Annotated in this window: 18 protein-coding genes; 10 read left to right on the top strand and 8 right to left on the bottom strand. The window is 60.1% G+C overall.

Annotated elements, in window-relative coordinates; genetic code table 11:
- The first annotated feature begins 187 nt into the window (after positions 1-187).
- Positions 188-670 (top strand): cupin domain-containing protein, encoded by a 483-nt coding sequence (locus AC13QE_RS10765; RefSeq protein WP_488483632.1) that lies wholly within the window; start codon positions 188-190, stop codon positions 668-670.
- Positions 671-739: 69 nt separating this feature from the next.
- Here AC13QE_RS10765 and betA read toward each other — a convergent pair whose 3' ends face one another.
- The 3 genes from betA to betI form a co-directional block, all read right to left on the bottom strand.
- Positions 740-2,389 carry a choline dehydrogenase gene (betA, locus tag AC13QE_RS10760; protein ID WP_488483631.1) on the bottom strand — a complete coding sequence of 550 codons (1,650 nt, stop codon included), beginning with the start codon at positions 2,387-2,389 and terminating at the stop codon, positions 740-742.
- A 167-nt stretch (positions 2,390-2,556) separates the two neighbouring features.
- Positions 2,557-4,026, bottom strand: a complete 1,470-nt coding sequence (gene betB, locus AC13QE_RS10755; RefSeq protein WP_488483630.1) for a betaine-aldehyde dehydrogenase — start codon at positions 4,024-4,026, stop codon at positions 2,557-2,559.
- Entirely contained in the window at positions 4,023-4,637 is a 615-nt protein-coding gene (gene betI / locus AC13QE_RS10750) for a transcriptional regulator BetI (protein WP_015339127.1), read from the bottom strand. The genes betB and betI overlap by 4 nt, the downstream gene beginning before the upstream one ends.
- 153 nt (positions 4,638-4,790) lie before the next feature.
- Here betI and AC13QE_RS10745 point away from each other — a divergent pair, with 153 nt between their 5' ends.
- From AC13QE_RS10745 to AC13QE_RS10730, 4 genes are all read left to right on the top strand, one after another.
- On the top strand, positions 4,791-5,339 hold the full coding sequence (locus AC13QE_RS10745) for an HdeD family acid-resistance protein (RefSeq protein WP_488483629.1): 549 nt from the start codon (positions 4,791-4,793) through the stop codon (positions 5,337-5,339).
- 227 nt (positions 5,340-5,566) lie between these two features.
- A complete protein-coding gene (locus tag AC13QE_RS10740) occupies positions 5,567-5,824 on the top strand; it encodes a ribbon-helix-helix domain-containing protein (RefSeq protein WP_488483628.1) in 258 nt (85 codons plus the stop codon).
- A gap of 204 nt (positions 5,825-6,028) precedes the next feature.
- Positions 6,029-7,834 carry an EAL domain-containing protein gene (locus AC13QE_RS10735; RefSeq protein ID WP_132716068.1) on the top strand — a complete coding sequence of 602 codons (1,806 nt, stop codon included), beginning with the start codon at positions 6,029-6,031 and terminating at the stop codon, positions 7,832-7,834.
- Positions 7,835-7,913: 79 nt separating this feature from the next.
- Positions 7,914-8,912 (top strand): NAD(P)H-quinone oxidoreductase, encoded by a 999-nt coding sequence (locus AC13QE_RS10730; protein WP_488483627.1) that lies wholly within the window; start codon positions 7,914-7,916, stop codon positions 8,910-8,912.
- Here the strand turns inward: AC13QE_RS10730 and AC13QE_RS10725 are convergent.
- Positions 8,893-10,317 (bottom strand): MFS transporter, encoded by a 1,425-nt coding sequence (locus tag AC13QE_RS10725; protein ID WP_488483626.1) that lies wholly within the window; start codon positions 10,315-10,317, stop codon positions 8,893-8,895. The two genes, AC13QE_RS10730 and AC13QE_RS10725, sit on opposite strands and share 20 nt — an antisense overlap.
- A gap of 101 nt (positions 10,318-10,418) precedes the next feature.
- Between AC13QE_RS10725 and AC13QE_RS10720 the strand changes: the two genes are divergently transcribed.
- Positions 10,419-11,045, top strand: coding sequence for a helix-turn-helix transcriptional regulator (locus AC13QE_RS10720; RefSeq protein ID WP_488483625.1), 627 nt, complete (start codon positions 10,419-10,421; stop codon positions 11,043-11,045).
- Between the two features lie 100 nt (positions 11,046-11,145).
- Positions 11,146-12,153, top strand: coding sequence for an asparaginase (locus AC13QE_RS10715; protein ID WP_488483624.1), 1,008 nt, complete (start codon positions 11,146-11,148; stop codon positions 12,151-12,153).
- Positions 12,154-12,166: 13 nt separating this feature from the next.
- Here the strand turns inward: AC13QE_RS10715 and AC13QE_RS10710 are convergent, their stop codons facing one another.
- Complete coding sequence (locus tag AC13QE_RS10710; RefSeq protein WP_488483623.1) at positions 12,167-12,655, bottom strand: DUF2127 domain-containing protein; 489 nt, start codon at positions 12,653-12,655, stop codon at positions 12,167-12,169.
- Between the two features lie 79 nt (positions 12,656-12,734).
- On the bottom strand, positions 12,735-13,490 hold the full coding sequence (locus AC13QE_RS10705) for a DeoR/GlpR family DNA-binding transcription regulator (protein ID WP_488483622.1): 756 nt from the start codon (positions 13,488-13,490) through the stop codon (positions 12,735-12,737).
- Between the two features lie 126 nt (positions 13,491-13,616).
- Here AC13QE_RS10705 and AC13QE_RS10700 point away from each other — a divergent pair, with 126 nt between their 5' ends.
- Positions 13,617-13,973: a DUF4406 domain-containing protein gene (locus AC13QE_RS10700; protein WP_488483621.1), complete on the top strand. Its 357-nt coding sequence runs from the start codon at positions 13,617-13,619 to the stop codon at positions 13,971-13,973.
- A 154-nt stretch (positions 13,974-14,127) separates the two neighbouring features.
- Complete coding sequence (locus AC13QE_RS10695; RefSeq protein ID WP_488483620.1) at positions 14,128-14,748, top strand: glutathione S-transferase family protein; 621 nt, start codon at positions 14,128-14,130, stop codon at positions 14,746-14,748.
- Positions 14,749-14,752: 4 nt separating this feature from the next.
- On the opposite strand, the gene AC13QE_RS10690 is transcribed toward AC13QE_RS10695, so the two are convergent.
- Both AC13QE_RS10690 and AC13QE_RS10685 read right to left on the bottom strand, forming a co-directional pair.
- Positions 14,753-15,109, bottom strand: a complete 357-nt coding sequence (locus AC13QE_RS10690) for an MmcQ/YjbR family DNA-binding protein (protein ID WP_488483619.1) — start codon at positions 15,107-15,109, stop codon at positions 14,753-14,755.
- Between the two features lie 26 nt (positions 15,110-15,135).
- Positions 15,136-15,321, bottom strand: coding sequence for a hypothetical protein (locus AC13QE_RS10685; RefSeq protein WP_488483618.1), 186 nt, complete (start codon positions 15,319-15,321; stop codon positions 15,136-15,138).
- Between the two features lie 150 nt (positions 15,322-15,471).
- Here AC13QE_RS10685 and AC13QE_RS10680 point away from each other — a divergent pair, with 150 nt between their 5' ends.
- Positions 15,472-16,368 carry a LysR substrate-binding domain-containing protein gene (locus tag AC13QE_RS10680; protein ID WP_488483617.1) on the top strand — a complete coding sequence of 299 codons (897 nt, stop codon included), beginning with the start codon at positions 15,472-15,474 and terminating at the stop codon, positions 16,366-16,368.
- Positions 16,369-16,374: the final 6 nt, after the last annotated feature.

The raw sequence follows: 16,374 nt of genomic DNA, 5'->3' as shown, positions 1-16,374 counted from the left end.
TTGCAGAATTTCCTTGTGCGGCCAAGGCTTAATCCACGTGTTGACCGTTTCGAGCGATCGAACGGAATGTATCGCAATTGCAATGCAAAGGGGCCCTCATCACGAAAGAAACGCACCTCGCATCACCGAGATTAACCGCCTTTCGGCGATGTGATATGTAGGGATTGCAGCCGATGAGGAGGTGACCATGTCGACTTTCCGGAATGCAATTGTCTCTTTGCCCGGCAGTGAGCGCATAGCAAGGACGCCTTTTGGCGCCAAGATTGTTATCCATGCCACGGCCGCCGAGACCGGGGGCGCATTCGGGATGTGGGAAACCTTCACCCCGCCGGGTCATGGTCCGGCCCCTCACACGCACACCCGCGAGACTGAAATCTTTCGCGTAATCCGTGGTCTCTATCGAATCCAATGTGGTGACGACGAGTTCGATGCGCCTCCGGGTACCGTTGTCGTTCTGCCACCGCTTGTGCAACACAGTTGGCGAAATATCAGCGACGAACCGGGCCAGATGTTTGGCACTGTCATACCGGGTGGCTGCGAGCAACTGTTCATCGACATCGAGACGTCTGGTTCCACTACCCCCGAGGAAATTGCAGTGTTGGAGGCCCGCCTAGGGATCATCAACGATATGACATTGGCTCTCGGATTGTCGGGCTCAGTCTCGCACTGACTGGTTCTGTGCTCTAAGGGCTGGAAAAGACGTATTTCCGTATATCCCGCAAATAGCCCCACGCGACACCTACCGATCGCTCGTCTCCCACCGCGGATTGATCCAAGGCTCCTGGTTCGAACGCGCCAGCTTCGGCTTGCCGAGGATATGGTCGGCCGCCTTTTCGCCGGTCATGATCGAAGGTCCGTTCAGATTGCCGTAGGTCACATGCGGAAAGATCGAGCTGTCGGCGACGCGCAGGCCGTCGAGGCCGATGACGCGGGTATCGGGATCGACCACCGCCATCGGATCGTCCTTCGAGCCCATCTTGCAGGTGCCGCAGGGGTGATAGGCGCTTTCCAGGTGCTCGCGCAGGAAGGCATCGATCTGGTCGTCGGTCTGAATATTCGCCCCTGGCTGAATTTCCGTGCCCCGGTACTCGTCGAAGGCCTTCTGCCCGAAGATCTCGCGGGTGAGGCGAACGCAGTGGCGGAATTTCTCCCAGTCTTCCGGATGGCTCATATAGTTGAAGCGGATCACCGGATCGGCCTTCGGGTCGGACGAGCGCAGCGTCACGTTGCCGCGTGATTTCGATAGGTTGTAGCCGACATGCACCTGGAAGCCGTGGCTCTTGGCCGCCGCCTTGCCGTCATAGCTGATGGCGACGGGCAGGAAGTGATACTGGATATCCGGTTGCTTGACGCCAGGTGCCGAGCGCAGGAAGGCGCAGGCTTCGAACTGGTTCGAGGTGCCGAGCCCCTTCTTGAAGAATAGCCATTGCGCGCCGGCGATCCCCTGCATGTACCAGGGCAGCCAGGAATAGAGCGACACCGGCTTCAGGCTCGTCTGCTGGAAATAGAATTCCATATGGTCCTGCAGGTTGGCGCCGACGCCCGGCCGATCGGCCTTCACCTCGATCCCCATGTCGCGCAGATGTTGCCCAGGTCCGATGCCTGACAGCATCAGCAGCTTCGGAGAGTTGAACGAGGAGGCGGAGACGATCACCTCGCGGTTCGCACGGATCACCTCGATCTTGCCATTGCGCTCGATTTCGACGCCGGTCGCGCGGCCGTTTTCGATGACGACCTTGCGGGCAAAGCAGCGGACGAGAGTCACATTCGGCCGCTTCAGGGCAGGCTTAAGATAGGCTGTCGCCGCAGACCAGCGCCGGCCCATCCAGGTCGTCTGCTCCATCAGGCCGAAGCCTTCCTGCTTGCTGCCATTATAATCCTCCGTCGCCTCGAAGCCCGCCTGCTTGCCCGCCTCGATGAAAGCGTGAAAGAGCGGATTACGCGCATCGCCCCGGCGCACGTGCAGCGGGCCGTCCGTACCGCGCCAACCCTCTTCGCCGCCATGCGAATGCTCCATCCGCTTGAAGTAGGGCAGCACGTCGGCATAGGCCCAGCCTTGGGCGCCGAGTTCTTCCCAGCGGTTGAAATCCTCCGCATGACCGCGCACATAGACCATGCCGTTGATCGAGGAGGACCCGCCGATCACCTTGCCGCGCGGGGCGGTGATGCGGCGGTTGTTGAGCCGCGGTTCCGGCTCGGAGAGATAGCCCCAATTGTAGCGATCCATGCTCATTGGCCAGGCAAGGGCGGCCGGCATCTGGATAAAGGGGCCGAAGTCGCTGCCACCAAACTCCAGAACGATAACGGAATGCTTGCCGTCTTCCGACAGGCGGTAAGCCATGGCGGAACCGGCCGAACCCGAGCCGACGATGACGAAATCTGCTTGCATGACGATGTGCTCCAGATGGCAACAGGCGTAAACCGAGGCAGTCAACACCCTCCCCTTGAGGGGGAGGGTCGGCCGCAGGCCGGGGTGGGGTGATTGCTGATACACGCGCGGCGGCTGGTCACCCCACCCGCCGCTGAGCGGCGACCTCCCCCTCAAGGGGAGGTGGATCAATAAGGTGCCTGTACCGGCCCCATGCCGACATAGACGGTCTTCAATTCCGAATAGTGCTCAAGCGCCGCCAGCGAATTCTCGCGGCCGAAGCCGGATTGCTTGGAGCCGCCGAAGGGAATTTCGACCGGGCAGAGATTGTAGGTGTTGATCCAGAGCGTGCCGGCCTCGAGCTGGTCGACCACGCGGTGGGCGCGGGTGAGATCGGCTGTGAAGACGCCGCCGGAGAGGCCGAATTCGGTGGCATTGGCGCGGGCGATCACCTCGGCCTCGTCATCGAAATCGAGAACGCACATAACCGGTCCGAAAATCTCCTCGCGGGCGATCGTCATGTCGTCAGTGACGTCGGCAAAAACGGTCGGCTGGATGTAATAACCTTCGCCGGAGACATTGTTCGGGATGCCGCCACCGGTCAAAAGCGTCGCGCCCTCGGCCTTGCCCTTTTCGATGTAAGAAAGGACCTTTTCGCGCTGCGCCCAGGAAACCATCGGGCCGATCTGCGTTGCCTCGTCCATCGGGTCGCCGATCAGCATGGCGTCTGTGCGGGCCTTCAGGCGCTTCAGGAATTCAGACTTGATCTTGCGGTTGACGAAAACGCGGGTGCCGTTGGAGCAGACCTGGCCGGTCGAATAGAAGTTGCCGAGCATCGCGCCGCCGATGGCGCTGTCGATATCGGCATCCTCGAAAACGATCAGCGGCGACTTGCCGCCGAGCTCCATGGTGACATGCTTGAGATTGCCGGCGGCCGAAGCCGCGACCTTGCGGCCGGTCGGCACCGAGCCCGTCAGCGATACCTTCGCTACGTCGGGATGGTTGATGAGCAGAGGCCCGGTTTCGCGGTCGCCCTGGATGACATTGTAGAGGCCCTTCGGCAGACCGGCCTCGATGAGGATCTCGGCAATCTTCAGCGCGCCGAGCGGCGTATTTTCCGAAGGCTTGAACACCATGGAGTTGCCGGCGACCAGTGCCGGCGCGCCTTTCCAGCAGGCAATCTGCTGCGGGTAGTTCCATGCGCCGATGCCGACGCAGACGCCGAGCGGCACGCGCTTGGTATAGGCGAAATCGCCGCCGAGCGGGATATAGGAGCCGTTGAGACCTGCCGCCGCGATGCCGCCGAAGAATTCGAAGCTGTCGGCGCCTGAAGTGGGGTCGGCGACAATGGTTTCCTGGATTGGCTTGCCCGTATCCAGCGTCTCCAGTTCGGAAAGCTCGCGGTTGCGTTCGCGCATGATCTCGGCCGCTCGCTTCAGGATGCGGCCGCGCGCCGTCGGGCTCATGGCGGCCCATTCGGGCTGCGCCCGCTTGGCGGCCGCGATCGCCTTTTCGACGATGGCAGGCGTTGCCGCGTGCAGGCGGGCGACGACTTCGCCGGTCGCCGGATAGATGCTTTCGATAAGAGTGCCGTCGGTGTCCTCGACATATTCCCCGTCGATGAAATGCGAGGCGGTGGGCTGGGCTTTGAGGGTCATGTTTCAGTCCTTTGAACGGCGGCCTCTCTGGAAAGCGGCGCAAGCAGTGAATTGATGTAATCTTCCGTAAGCGCGATCGAAGCCTTGATGCTGATCGGCGCTGATCTCAGACTTTGACGGATATAAAGGCCGTCGATCATCGCGGCAGCGCCTTCGGCGATGCGTTCTGCGTCTTCCTCCGGACATAGAGCCTTGAGATTGGCAAGTAGGTTGGAGCGCAGCCGTCTCGCATAGATGACGAGAAAGCGCCGCGTCTCCTCTGAGCGCTGCGCCTCGGCATAGAAGGCGAGCCAGGCAGCGATCGTCTCCGGCGCGAACTGATCGGCCTGGAAACTGACGCGGATGACGGCGGAAAGCTTTTCGCGAGGTGTCGTGGCGGCCCGAAGCGCCGTCACGACGCTGTCGCGCAGCCGCTGTAGATGCACGCGGACGGTTTCGATCAGCAGCTGTTCCTTGCTGCCGAAATAATGATGCGCAAGGGCAGGGGAAACGCCGGCCTGCTTGGCGATCTCGGACATGGTGACGGTCAGCGAACCGTGATCGCCGATCACGCGCATTGCAGCATCCACCAGCGCCTTTCGGCGCACCGGTTCCATTCCGACTTTCGGCATACATCAATCCCCAAGGCTGGAGCCGAGTGTATTTTTGATTGACTGATCAATCAATAAAAAAATCACGTGGCCAGCCCTCCTTTAGGAAAAATCCGCAACCTCTTTCCGCAAAGCATTTCTGTGCCATAATTCCGAAGAGGAGGAGGTGCAGTCATGGTCGATATTCTTGATGAAGTTCCCCCATCCGCGATGCGCGACAAATGGGGTTGGTTTGTCGGACTTGGCATATTGCTGCTGATCTGCGGCGGCATCGCCCTTGGCAATCTGTTCATCGCCACGGTGGCATCGGTCTATTATGTCGGCATGCTGATGCTGATCGGCGGCATCGTGCATCTGGCCCATGCCTTTCAGGTAAGGGGCTGGGAGCACATTTTGTTCTGGGTGTTGAGCGGCCTGCTCTATACGGTTGCCGGTATCCTCGCCTTCGTCAATCCGCTGTTGGCCTCCGAGGCATTGACCCTGTTCCTCGCCATCGCACTGCTCATCGCCGGCACGTTTCGCGTCTGGGTCGGTCGCAAGCTGAAGCCGGAGCGTGGTTGGGTCTGGATTGTCATCAGCGGCCTTGCAACCGCCGCGGCCGGCATTGCCATTGCAGTTGGCTGGCCGGTCAACAGCCTCTGGATTCTCGGCCTTTTCCTGGCCTTTGACCTGATTTTCCAAGGATGGACGCTGGTGGCCTTCGGCCTTGTGCTTAGGCGGTAGCGCACCCCCCGAAAGGGGTAACGGACTGCTACTTTTTGACAAGGAGCGTGAGCGGCGTTACTCTTAGCGCCTCTGCCATGTCGGGCAGAACGGCGTTGCGTTGATGTAACGACAGTATCTTCATCCGAAAGTGCGTGTGTCGACAGACATGCGTGAAGAAACTGGTCAAAGCCGCGGAACATGCTTCCAGACAAATTTCCGCTAGATAACGTCAAGGGAGGAATATCATGCCGATGGTAACGGTTTCCATCTCTCCGCTTCAGGCCGCGGGCATCCGGGCAGCGGTCGATACCGGCACTTATGCCTCGAGCAGCGAAGTCGTGCGGGAAGCCTTGCGCATGTGGGATGCAGCCCGCAGGCGCGGCGACATTTGCGATGTGCCTCATGCCGCCAACGATGGCGGGGAGACGGCAAAGGGCGGTCGCTGCGTCGCCGATATGTTTGCCGACTACGAGGCGGAGCGGCACTCGAGCAATCAGCACTGAACCCCACTCATCATGGCAGCCTCTCGGCTGCCGTATGCCGGGTCTGTGCTCCGACGAATGGTTAACATTGCTTTACCATTCATGAAACTTTCACATAGGGGAAAGGTTTCGTTGACGCTTTATGACGCATCCTCCGTTGAAAACGCGGTAAACCCAAAGTTTTACTCAAATAAATTAGATTAGAATCCGCAAGTGGAGATGGGCATGTCCCTGACTGCCGCAGCCGAACCGGGCGTCTTGCGCCGATACGCCAGCGATCAGATCGTTACTCTCGCCAAACTCGTCATCGAAAACGCATTTCAGCCGATCGTGGAGGCCGGCACGGGCGCGGTTTTCGGCTATGAATCCCTCATACGCGGCCAGGAGCGTATCGGTTTCGACAGCCCGGTCGATATCCTCGACGAGGCCGAGCGCAGCGGCCAGCTTCTTGGGCTCGAGCAGATGGTCAGCAGCCGCGCGCTTGCGAAGTTTGCCACTCTCCCCAATATGGTTGCCGCTACGCTTTTCCTCAACTTAGATGTCCGGTTGATCCCGCAGGGCGCCGCCTTGGTCGATGGCCTGCTGCAGCATATGAGAAAGGCTGGCATCGCCCCTTCCTCCGTTTGCTTCGAATTCTCCGAACGTTTCGACAATACCGTCGTGCCGGAGTTTTCGGCGCTGGTTGCCAAGATGCGCGATGCCGGTTTCAAGCTCGCCATCGACGACTTCGGCGTCGGTCACGGTGAAATGAAACTGCTGTCCGATTATCCGGTCGACTATCTCAAGATCGACCGGCATTTCATCGTCGATATCGATCGCAGCGCCCGCAAGCGCCATATCCTTCGAAATCTCGTCAACATCGCCCATGTTCTCGGTACTCGCGTCATCGCCGAAGGCATAGAGACCGAGGCGGAATTCCTGACCTGCCGCGAATTCGGCGTCGATCTCGTCCAGGGCTGGTTCATTGCCCGCCCGACCGTACTGGTCAACGAGTTGAAGCCGAGCTTTCCGCATTTGCAGGATCTCGGCAAAACGGCGCGCAACAGCCAGTCGCTCGATGAAATCCTTATCCGCAAGCAGATTGAAGTGCTCCCGACCATCCGCGAGAGCGACAGCATCGACAGCGTCTTCGAGCTCTTCCGCCGCAATCCGCGCCGAGCTTATTTCCCGGTCGTGAATGCCAATGACGAGCCGCGTGGGATCATCCACGAATACCAGCTGAAGGAATATATCTATCAGCCCTTCGGCCGCGACCTTTTGAAGAACAAGGTCTATAAGCGATCGATCTCGCATTTCGTCGAAATGGCGCCGATCGTCGGCCTCGATTCCGATGCCGATACGCTGATGACGATCTTCGCCAACATGGAAAGCAGCGATTGCCTGATCGTCACCGAAGGCACGCATTATGCGGGCATCGTCTCTGCTGCTTCTCTCATCAAGGTCATCAACGAAAAGCAGCTGAAGATTGCCCAAGACCAGAACCCCCTGACCGGCCTTCCCGGCAACAGGGCGATCCATGATTTCATGCAGAGCACCGGCCGCGATGGTGATGAAGTCAGGCATTTCTGCTATTGCGACTTCGATAATTTCAAGCCGTTCAACGATGCCTATGGTTTCCATCTCGGCGACCATGCCATTTCGCTGTTCGCCGCATTGATGCGCCGCTATTTCTTTGCTGAGCGCCATTTCCTCGGTCATGTCGGCGGCGACGATTTCTTCATCGGTGTCACCGGCTGGAGCATGCAGGAGCTGCGCGAAGTTCTGGACCGGCTGCTTGCCGATTTCCATGACGATGTTCTCGATCTTTACTCGGCCGAGGATCGTGCCGCAGGCCGCATTCGCGGCCACGACCGCAGCGGCGCCGAGGCCGAGTTCCCGCTGATGCGCTGCTCGATCGGTATCCTGCAGCTGCCGGAGGGACTGGTGATCGACAATATCAATCGCGTCAGCACCTCCATCGCTGGCATCAAGACCAAGGCGAAGGAAAGCGCTGCCGGCGTCGCATTCCTCGGTCTAGCCGAGACGAATTGACGCCTTTCCGCCGTGCCATCTTTTCAAGCGCGCTGCGCTAAACTATCTCCACTGCTTTGCTGGGAGAGGAGATTGCGCCATGCCCTTGCCGTCTGAAATGCGTTTCGTGGATTTGCCATCCTTTGGCGGACCTGAAGTCATGACCATCGCCCGAAAGCCTCTTCCGGTGTTGAAGCCAGGCGAGATCCTGGTCCGCGTCGAGGCCGCCGGCGTCAACCGGCCGGATGTGGCGCAACGGCAGGGGACCTATCCGCCGCCGAAGGAAGCAAGCCCGATCCTCGGTCTCGAAATATCAGGCGAGGTCGTCGATGTCGCGCCTGGCGTGACCGAATTTGCCATTGGCAACAAGGTCTGCGGCCTAGCCAATGGCGGCGGCTATGCCGAATATTGCGTGCTTCCCGTCGGCCAGGCGCTGCGCTTCCCGAACGGTTATGACGCCGTCCGCGCGGCCGCCCTCCCCGAGACCTTCTTCACCGTATGGGCCAATCTCTTCCAGATGGCGGGGCTGACTGAAGGCGAAAGCGTGCTGATCCATGGCGGCTCCAGCGGCATCGGCACGACGGCGATCCAGCTTGCCCACGCGTTCGGTGCGACGGTCTATGCGACCGCCGGGTCGAAGGAAAAATGCGAGGCCTGCGAGAAGCTCGGCGCCAAGCGGGCGATCAATTATAAGGAGGAAGATTTCGCCGAGGTCATCAAGGCCGAGACGGAACATGGCGTCGATATCATTCTCGACATGATCGGCGCCGCCTATTTGGAGAAGAACCTCGCCTCGCTTGCCCGTGACGGCTGCCTTTCCATCATTGCCTTCCTTGGCGGCGCGGTGGCGGAGAAGGCCAACCTTGCGCCGATCATGGTCAAGCGCCTGACGGTGACGGGATCGACCATGCGTCCACGCACGGCTGAGGAAAAGCGAGCCATTCGCGACGACCTTCTCGCCCAGGTCTGGCCGCTGCTCGACCAGGGCACCGTCGCCCCGGTCATTTATCGGACCTTCTCTTTCGACGATGTGGCCGAGGCGCATCGTTTGATGGAAACGAGCGACCACATCGGCAAGATCATGCTGAAGCTGGCTTGATCGTGAAGGACAGGATGACCGCGATCAGGCCGGGTATCGCCATCAGCGCATAGAGCCACATTGCTGCAGAGAGGCCGCCGCTGATACCGCCAGGATATGTCAGGCCCGCTCCATTGACGATGACGCCTGCGAGCGCTGCACCGAATGCGCCGCCCAGCGACTGCGTCATAGAGATCGCCGCCGAAGCCTTGTCCTGTTCGGTCCTGCGGGCTATGCCGATGATCCTGGTCACAAGATGCGCCCAGCCGAGACCGACGCCGAATCCCATCAGGAACATCGTGATAACGGCGGGCGCAAACCTGGCGACGGTATCAAAAGGTGTGTTCGTTGCCAGGAAGGGGATCAAGGATGCGGTCGCGGCCGTTTCCAGAATGCAGCCGCTGATGATGGCAATGGCGGCCTGCCTGCCGGAAAAAGAGGCGCTGAAGAAGGCTGCTATGGTCCAGCCCAATGCGACGAGCGCAACGAGATAACCAGAGACGAGCGGCGTGACACCGTGCAGGGTCTGTAGGAAATAGGGAATGTAAATGTCGCTCGTCAGCACAAGCATCATCGTGAATATCGTGAGATAGAGTCGCGAAATCGGATTGCCGAGCATGACGGCGCCATAGGGCAGGAGGCGCACTTCGCTCTTGCGCTCGATCACGACCATCGTCGCGACCAAAATGATGGAAACCGCAATTAACACTACCTTGTAGGTTCCGTGATCGACGGTGCCGGCGATGCTGACGAATAGGACGGCGGCCAGCAGAAGCCCGATCTGGGCGAGCGGCGTCCTCGTATCGATCCGGTCATCCGCAACATCGGGCAGCAGCCGGCGCGCGGAAAGCGCCATGATGATGGTCAGCGGCACGAGGATGATGAATGCCTCGCGCCATGCGCCTCCGGCTGCGAAGAGGCCGCCAAGGGTTGGCCCGAGCACGGTCGCCACACCCCAGATGGCGGCATAGAGGGTAGAGGCCTTGCGCCACAATATCTCCGGATAGACGAAACGGATGAAGGCATAGGCGAGGCCGGAGAGCATGCCGGCCCCATAACCCTGGATGGCACGGCCCGCGAGCAATACGGGCATTATCGGCGCGATGGCGCAGGCCAGGCTGCCGATGCCGAAAGTAAGCGCCGCCCCGACATACACCGTGCGCAGGCCCATGCCCTTCGGCCGCATGGCAACGGTAATCGAGCCAAGCACGCCGGCGGCGACGAAGAGCGTCGTCATCCATGAGAATAGTTCAAGGCCACCGATGTCCCGCACGATCGAGGGCGCGATCGTAGCCGTGATGTAGGACTCAACGGCATAAAGCGTGACACCTCCACCAAGCATCAGCGTCGCGGGCAGACGTTTCGGCGAAAACAATGTGAAGACGGAGGAGGATGAGGCAGGGGTAGTGTTTTCGATGCTGGACATCGGGCTATCCTCGGTATTTTCCCTAGCGGTTGATTATTTTCCAAGTTATAATTTGGAAAATTACATCCTTGTCAGATTAAAACAAGGGAAAACTTGGAAAAATGCGTCAGTCATCCGCTAATCGAATTCTGATCCTGTTGAAAACCGACGGGCCGCAACTGGCGGCCGCCGTTGGCGATGCGCTCGGCATATCGTCAGAGGCGGCACGCCAGCAGCTGATGAAGATGGCTGAGGAGGGGTTGGTCGAGCCGGTGGCGGAGGCTTCATCCGGCCGCGGCAGGCCGCGCCAGTTCTGGCATCTGACGGCGGCCGGCAACAGGCAATTTCCCGATGGCCATGCCGATCTGACTGCCACTCTGCTTGCGACCATGGTCAGCCAGTTGGGGCAGGGTGCCGTCGATGCGGTCATCTCGGCGCGCGAAACGGAGACGCTTCGACGTTACCGCAGCGAGATCGACCTTTCGGCCGATCTGCCGTCGCGCGTCGCAAACCTCGCCGCCATCCGCACGCGGGAAGGCTATATGGCCGATCACTGGCAGGACAAGGATGGCTCGCTGGTGCTGGTGGAGAACCATTGCCCCATCTGTGCTGCCGCATCTGCCTGTGCCGGCTTCTGCCGATCGGAGCTGGAGACTTTCCGCATGGTGCTTGGTGCTGATGTCGAACGGGAGGAGCATATTCTGCTCGGTGCTCGGCGTTGCGCCTACAGGATCCGAGACGCAGCCTGAGAGATCGCTTTTTGATGTTGCCCGCCGGCATCGGCGATTGGCAATCCCGGGGGCAGCGGCTATCACTGGCCGTCTAGCAAATCAGAGGCTGCATTCCGTCATGTCCAATCCCATCTGCGTCGAAGTCACCCGTGGCAATCAGGTGGAAAGCTATCATCGCGGCTCCGTCGTTGTCGTCGATGGCGATGGGAAGCTGGTTTTCTCGCTCGGCGGTATCGAAAGCGGCGTCTTTCCACGCTCGGCCTGCAAGGCGATGCAGGCCCTGCCGTTGGTCGAAAGCGCTGCCGCGGACGCCTATGGCTTCGGCAACAAGGAATTGGCGCTCGCCTGCTCATCTCACAATGGCGAGGATGAGCATGTGGCGCTCGCCGCCTCCATGCTGGCGCGCGCCGGCCGCGATGTCGGCACGCTCGAATGCGGCGCACATTGGTCTTTCGATCAGAAGACATTGATTCATCAGGCCCGCATGCTCGACAAGCCGACGGCGCTGCATAACAATTGCTCCGGCAAGCATGCCGGCTTCGTCTGCGCCTGCTGCCATCAGGACATCGATCCCCAGGGCTATGTCGGTTATGACCATCCGCTGCAGCAGCAGATCCGCGACACGATGCAGAGCCTGACCGGCGCTATTCTGGCGCACGACAATTGCGGCACGGACGGCTGCTCGATCCCGACCTATGCGGTGCCGCTGAAGGGACTGGCGCATGGCTTTGCCAAAATGGCGACCGGTGTCGGGCTGGAGCCCCTGCGCGCCAAGGCATCGCGCCGGCTGTTCGAGGCCTGCATGGCCGAGCCCTTTTACGTTGCCGGCACCGATCGCGCCTGCACCAAGCTGATGCAGATCGCTCCCGGCCGCATCTTCGCGAAGACCGGCGCGGAAGGCGTATTTTGCGGGGCGATCCCCGAACAGGGTATTGCCATCGCGCTCAAATGCGATGACGGCACCACTCGCGCGGCGGAGGTCATGGTGGCCGCAACATTGGCCCGCTTCTTCGAGAAGGACGGCCCCGTTCATGCCGGACTGATGGCAATGGCCGACCGATCCTTTAAGAACTGGAACGGCATCCAGGTCGGCGATATCAGGCCGGCAGCTGCGTTGAGGGCATAGCTTACTCTTCGTCTCAGCCGCTCGTTTTCTGAGTCGGTACATGGTGCCGGACGACCTTATATTCCTGCCAGATGAGAACCATGACCACCAGGTCGAAGATGGTGAGGATGATGAGCCCGATGCCATGCGTGTCGGTGAAGCGATAAAGCTGGTAGGCGATGAAAAGGCCCAAGGCCACCAGCGAGGCCGGATAGGCCCACATCTTGCCCCGGAGCAGGCCGATGACCAGCAGCACCTTCACCAGCCCGTGGCTCAGCAGGTAATAGGCATAGAAGTTCTTCGTACTGACCGAGAAATCCTGCGCCCACGTAAGCAGGTGCGTCGCGATGAAATCATGCGAGTCGTTGAGCAGCTCGGGCTGCGTGATCCGGTTCGCCAGCCGAAGGATCGAGTCGGTGCTGACGAGCGCTAGCACCAGACCACCCAGGCATTCGATCAGGGCATGCGCGCCCTTCAAAAGGATGCTGATTTCGAAGAGCTGATGAATGCGTCGTTCGTTCATGGGCGATCGTAACCTCTGGCGCATATGGAAGTAGGCCCGATCAGCGATGGCGGCAAGGTGGACAGATGTAGTGCTGGCCTCAGGCCAGGAAGATCGGCATCTCGGCATGCCGGTAGGGCGCCAGGCTTTCCTCCGGAACATCCGATGATACGATCAGGCCGGACACATCCTTCATCGGCAGGATCTGGCATGGCGAGGCAGCGTCGAGCTTCTCGATCGTCGCCAGCACATAGGTTTCCGCCGCGCATTGCGCGATATACCGCTTGATGGCCGCTTCCTCGAAATCGCCGGTCGAAAAGCCGCGGGCGGGATGGATGGCGGTGACGCCCAGAAAGAAAATGTCGGCCCTTATCGATGCGATGGCCGCCATGGCGACGGCACCCGTCGTGACCATCGAATGCTTGTAGAGCTTGCCGCCGATCAGGATCACTTCGGCCAGCGGATGATGCTCCAGCTCGCCTGCGATCGTCGGGCTGTGGGTGACGATGGTGACGGCAAGATCCTTCGGGAGCTGACGAGCGATCTCGGCATTGGTGGTGCCGCCATCGAGAAACACGGTCTGGCCCGGCTGGATCATGCTGACCGCATAGGTACCGAGCCGTCGCTTCGCATCGGATGAGACCGTCTGCCGCGCGGTAAAATCGGGCAGCTCCGGGGACAGCGGCAGTGCGCCGCCATGCACCCGCTTCAGCAATTTTTCCGTCGCCATTTCCCGCAGATCCCTACGGATCGTATCTTCGGATAGCCCGAGATCATCGGCCAATGCCTTGGCGATTACCTGGCCGTCCCGGCGCAATCTGTCGAGGATGAGGGTTTTCCGTTGGCTGGTCAGCATGCCGATCTCTGCACGATATATCACGAATAATCGCGAATTTATCAGAATCGATTCGACATTCAAGAAAATATGCGCATATTCGTGCAAATTCCTGCAGCAAGCAGGAGCTAAAAACGGAGACAAGACATGTTGATCCTGATCGCGGGGCCTTATCGCTCCGGCACTGGTGATGATCCGAAAAAGATGGCTGAAAACCTCAACCGCCTTGAGGAGCCGTCCTATGCGCTGTTCAAGGCCGGGCATCTGCCGATGATCGGCGAATGGGTTGCCCTGCCGGTCTGGCACGCCGCCGGCGGCAAGAGCATCGGCGACGATCTCTATGAGGAGATTTTCCACCCAACGGCCGGCCGACTGCTGCAGCTTTGCGAGGGTGTTCTAAGGTTGCCCGGTGATTCCAAGGGCGCGGACAATGATGTCCGCATTGCCCGCGAGCGCGGTATCCCCGTCTGGTACAGACTGGAAGACGTGCCCGGCTGCGCCTAAACGCGAGCAGCCCATCCCCATCGCGCCAGCCCATGGGGATGGGCATGCCGGCCCGACCGATCAAAACCTTTTGTGGCGCCCATCAGCGTCAGCCACTTCCGTATCGGCCGGGTTCGCTTTAGCTTCCTCACGGAGTTCAATCGAGGAACGGAACATGCTGACATTCTATTTCGCGCCCGGAAGCTGCGCGCTCGCCAGTCTCATCGCCCTGGAAGAATCCGGTCTCGCCTACGAGCACCGTCGCCTCAACCTCGCCAATGGCGATCAGCGCCAGCCGGACTATCTGGCCATCAATCCCAAGGGTCGCGTTCCGGCCCTGGTGACCGATCGCGGCGTCATTACCGAGAATATCGCGATCATGGCCTACATCGCCCAGATCGTGCCGGCCGCGAAGCTGGCACCGCTCGACGACCCCTTCGAATTCGCGCAGATGCAATCCTTCAACAGCTACATCGTCTCCACCGTTCATGTGAACCATTCGCACAAGGGGCGCGGTTACCGCTGGACCGACGATGCGGCAGCCATCGAGACGATGAAGGCCAAGGTGCCGCAGACCATGACCGAAAGCTTCGCGCTGATCGAAGCCAAGATGCTGAAGGGTCCCTGGGTAATGGGCGAGCAATATACCGTCGCCGACGGCTATCTCTTTACCATGGAGAAGTGGCTGCCGGGAGACAATGTCGATATCAAACAGTTCCCCAAGGTCAACGCGCATTATGAGCGCATGCTTGAGCGTCCGGCCGTTCAGAAGGCGCTTGCCGTCGAACAGGGCTGATCGATCAGCCGAATGCTGCCAGAAGTTTTTTCGGGGCGCGGTATCGCCACGCCTCGATCAGGCGCAATTGCAACTCCTCGTCACCGATCGCCCCGATGTGCAGGGGCAGGGATGGCCAGCCGATATAGTGATCCGTCTGGAAATAGATCTCCGGCGCCATTTCCATCAGCTGCTCCTTCCGGTCGATCGGCAGCGACAGCACGATGGTCTCATTGTTCTTGACGGTCACGAACGCCTTGCCTCCGACCTTGAAGGCCGGCAGGCCATAGTGCAGGCCAGATTCGACCTCGGGCAGCCGGGCTTGCGCGATAAGCCGCTGCAATCGTTCGGCGATAACGTCCATATCGATGGCCGATGTCATGGTTGCACGCGTGGAGTAGGTCTCTCTCAGGCGCATTCTTCCGGCTGAGTGCACCGCTTGTCCAGCGGACGCCCGAGATTTTCCGGCATCAGCGGCAGATCGGCCAGTTCTTCCAGCGACATGGCCGCAAGCATGGGATGCTGCAGCGGATCGCTGTCCGGTTTGCGATCCTCTTCGAGAAGATGACTGAAGAAAAGCTTCAAGATCGACATGGTATGCCTCCTTGGATGCTCACATCGATGCAACCATGAGGGCATCAGCTGAGCAAGTGGCGACGGTCTTCAATTTCATGGTGCGACAATCGCGCGAATATGCGCTCGATGCAATTGAGAATGCGGAGATACTGATATAGATATTCTATAATGAGAAACCTAAACAATGTTCATCTGAATGGCTTGCGCGCCGTTGAAGCTGTTGGCCGGCTGGGCTCGCTGCAGGCGGCCGCCGACGAACTCGGTGTAACGGTCGGTGCAGTCAGCCAGCAGGTCATCAAGGCGGAGGCGCAGCTCGGTCGGCCGCTGTTCGAGCGAACTCCAAAAGGCATGATGGCCATGGCATCGGGGCTGGCGATATTGACGAGGCTTAACGAGGGCTTCCAAGCGCTTACGGCCGCAGTCGCGCTTGCGCAGCACGAGGATGAGAATATCCTTACGATTTCGGTCGCGCCGGTCTTTGCGGCTCGCTGGCTGGTCTATCGGCTGGATCGCTTCGCCAACCGCCACCCGGATATCCGTCTACGCATCGATGCCACCACGCGCCTGATCAATCCGGCGACATCGGATGTCGATATCGGCATCCGGGTCGGCAGCGGGCAATGGCCCGGCGTCAAGTCTGAGCTGCTTTTGGCGCAGGAAGTGTTCCCGGTCGTCACGCCGCAGATCGCCGCAGGGCTGCAGGAGCCTGCCGATCTTCTGAAAGTCCCCGCCGTCATCGATGCACACGCCATGTTCGGCTGGGAGGTGTGGCTGCGCAAGGCGGGACTATCGGGCCATTGCATGGAAGAGCGGCACATCTTCAACGACGCGTCGCTCTGTCTGGATGCGGCCATAGCAGGGCAGGGGGTGATGCTCGCCTGGCAGACGTTGGCTGGCTATGCTCTGCAGCAGAAATGCCTCGTCGATCCCTTCGGCATCCGCGTAAAGACGGGCTTCGGCCATTATTTCGTCACCGCCCCCGGCGTGCGGGAGCCGAAGAAGGTGACCGCCTTCAAGGCCTGGATTCGCGAGGAGATGGAAGAGAGCATGCGTCTCTTCCGATAGGATCTA

This window comes from Martinezella sp. CNPSo 3957, assembly GCF_057784395.1.
The sequence above is the reverse complement of the archived record's forward strand: the minus strand, read 5'-3'. Positions and strand labels throughout refer to the sequence as shown.

What these genes read in the sequence shown, in the direction of transcription:
- AC13QE_RS10765 (WP_488483632.1), top strand. Translation starts at nt 188, where the DNA reads ATGTCGACTTTCCGGAATGCAATTGTCTCTTTGCCCGGCAGTGAGCGC.
- betA (WP_488483631.1), bottom strand. Translation starts at nt 2,389, where the DNA reads ATGCAAGCAGATTTCGTCATCGTCGGCTCGGGTTCGGCCGGTTCCGCC.
- betB (WP_488483630.1), bottom strand. Translation starts at nt 4,026, where the DNA reads ATGACCCTCAAAGCCCAGCCCACCGCCTCGCATTTCATCGACGGGGAA.
- betI (WP_015339127.1), bottom strand. Translation starts at nt 4,637, where the DNA reads ATGCCGAAAGTCGGAATGGAACCGGTGCGCCGAAAGGCGCTGGTGGAT.
- AC13QE_RS10745 (WP_488483629.1), top strand. Translation starts at nt 4,791, where the DNA reads ATGGTCGATATTCTTGATGAAGTTCCCCCATCCGCGATGCGCGACAAA.
- AC13QE_RS10740 (WP_488483628.1), top strand. Translation starts at nt 5,567, where the DNA reads ATGCCGATGGTAACGGTTTCCATCTCTCCGCTTCAGGCCGCGGGCATC.
- AC13QE_RS10735 (WP_132716068.1), top strand. Translation starts at nt 6,029, where the DNA reads ATGTCCCTGACTGCCGCAGCCGAACCGGGCGTCTTGCGCCGATACGCC.
- AC13QE_RS10730 (WP_488483627.1), top strand. Translation starts at nt 7,914, where the DNA reads ATGCCCTTGCCGTCTGAAATGCGTTTCGTGGATTTGCCATCCTTTGGC.
- AC13QE_RS10725 (WP_488483626.1), bottom strand. Translation starts at nt 10,317, where the DNA reads ATGTCCAGCATCGAAAACACTACCCCTGCCTCATCCTCCTCCGTCTTC.
- AC13QE_RS10720 (WP_488483625.1), top strand. Translation starts at nt 10,419, where the DNA reads ATGCGTCAGTCATCCGCTAATCGAATTCTGATCCTGTTGAAAACCGAC.
- AC13QE_RS10715 (WP_488483624.1), top strand. Translation starts at nt 11,146, where the DNA reads ATGTCCAATCCCATCTGCGTCGAAGTCACCCGTGGCAATCAGGTGGAA.
- AC13QE_RS10710 (WP_488483623.1), bottom strand. Translation starts at nt 12,655, where the DNA reads ATGAACGAACGACGCATTCATCAGCTCTTCGAAATCAGCATCCTTTTG.
- AC13QE_RS10705 (WP_488483622.1), bottom strand. Translation starts at nt 13,490, where the DNA reads ATGCTGACCAGCCAACGGAAAACCCTCATCCTCGACAGATTGCGCCGG.
- AC13QE_RS10700 (WP_488483621.1), top strand. Translation starts at nt 13,617, where the DNA reads ATGTTGATCCTGATCGCGGGGCCTTATCGCTCCGGCACTGGTGATGAT.
- AC13QE_RS10695 (WP_488483620.1), top strand. Translation starts at nt 14,128, where the DNA reads ATGCTGACATTCTATTTCGCGCCCGGAAGCTGCGCGCTCGCCAGTCTC.
- AC13QE_RS10690 (WP_488483619.1), bottom strand. Translation starts at nt 15,109, where the DNA reads ATGACATCGGCCATCGATATGGACGTTATCGCCGAACGATTGCAGCGG.
- AC13QE_RS10685 (WP_488483618.1), bottom strand. Translation starts at nt 15,321, where the DNA reads ATGTCGATCTTGAAGCTTTTCTTCAGTCATCTTCTCGAAGAGGATCGC.
- AC13QE_RS10680 (WP_488483617.1), top strand. Translation starts at nt 15,472, where the DNA reads ATGAGAAACCTAAACAATGTTCATCTGAATGGCTTGCGCGCCGTTGAA.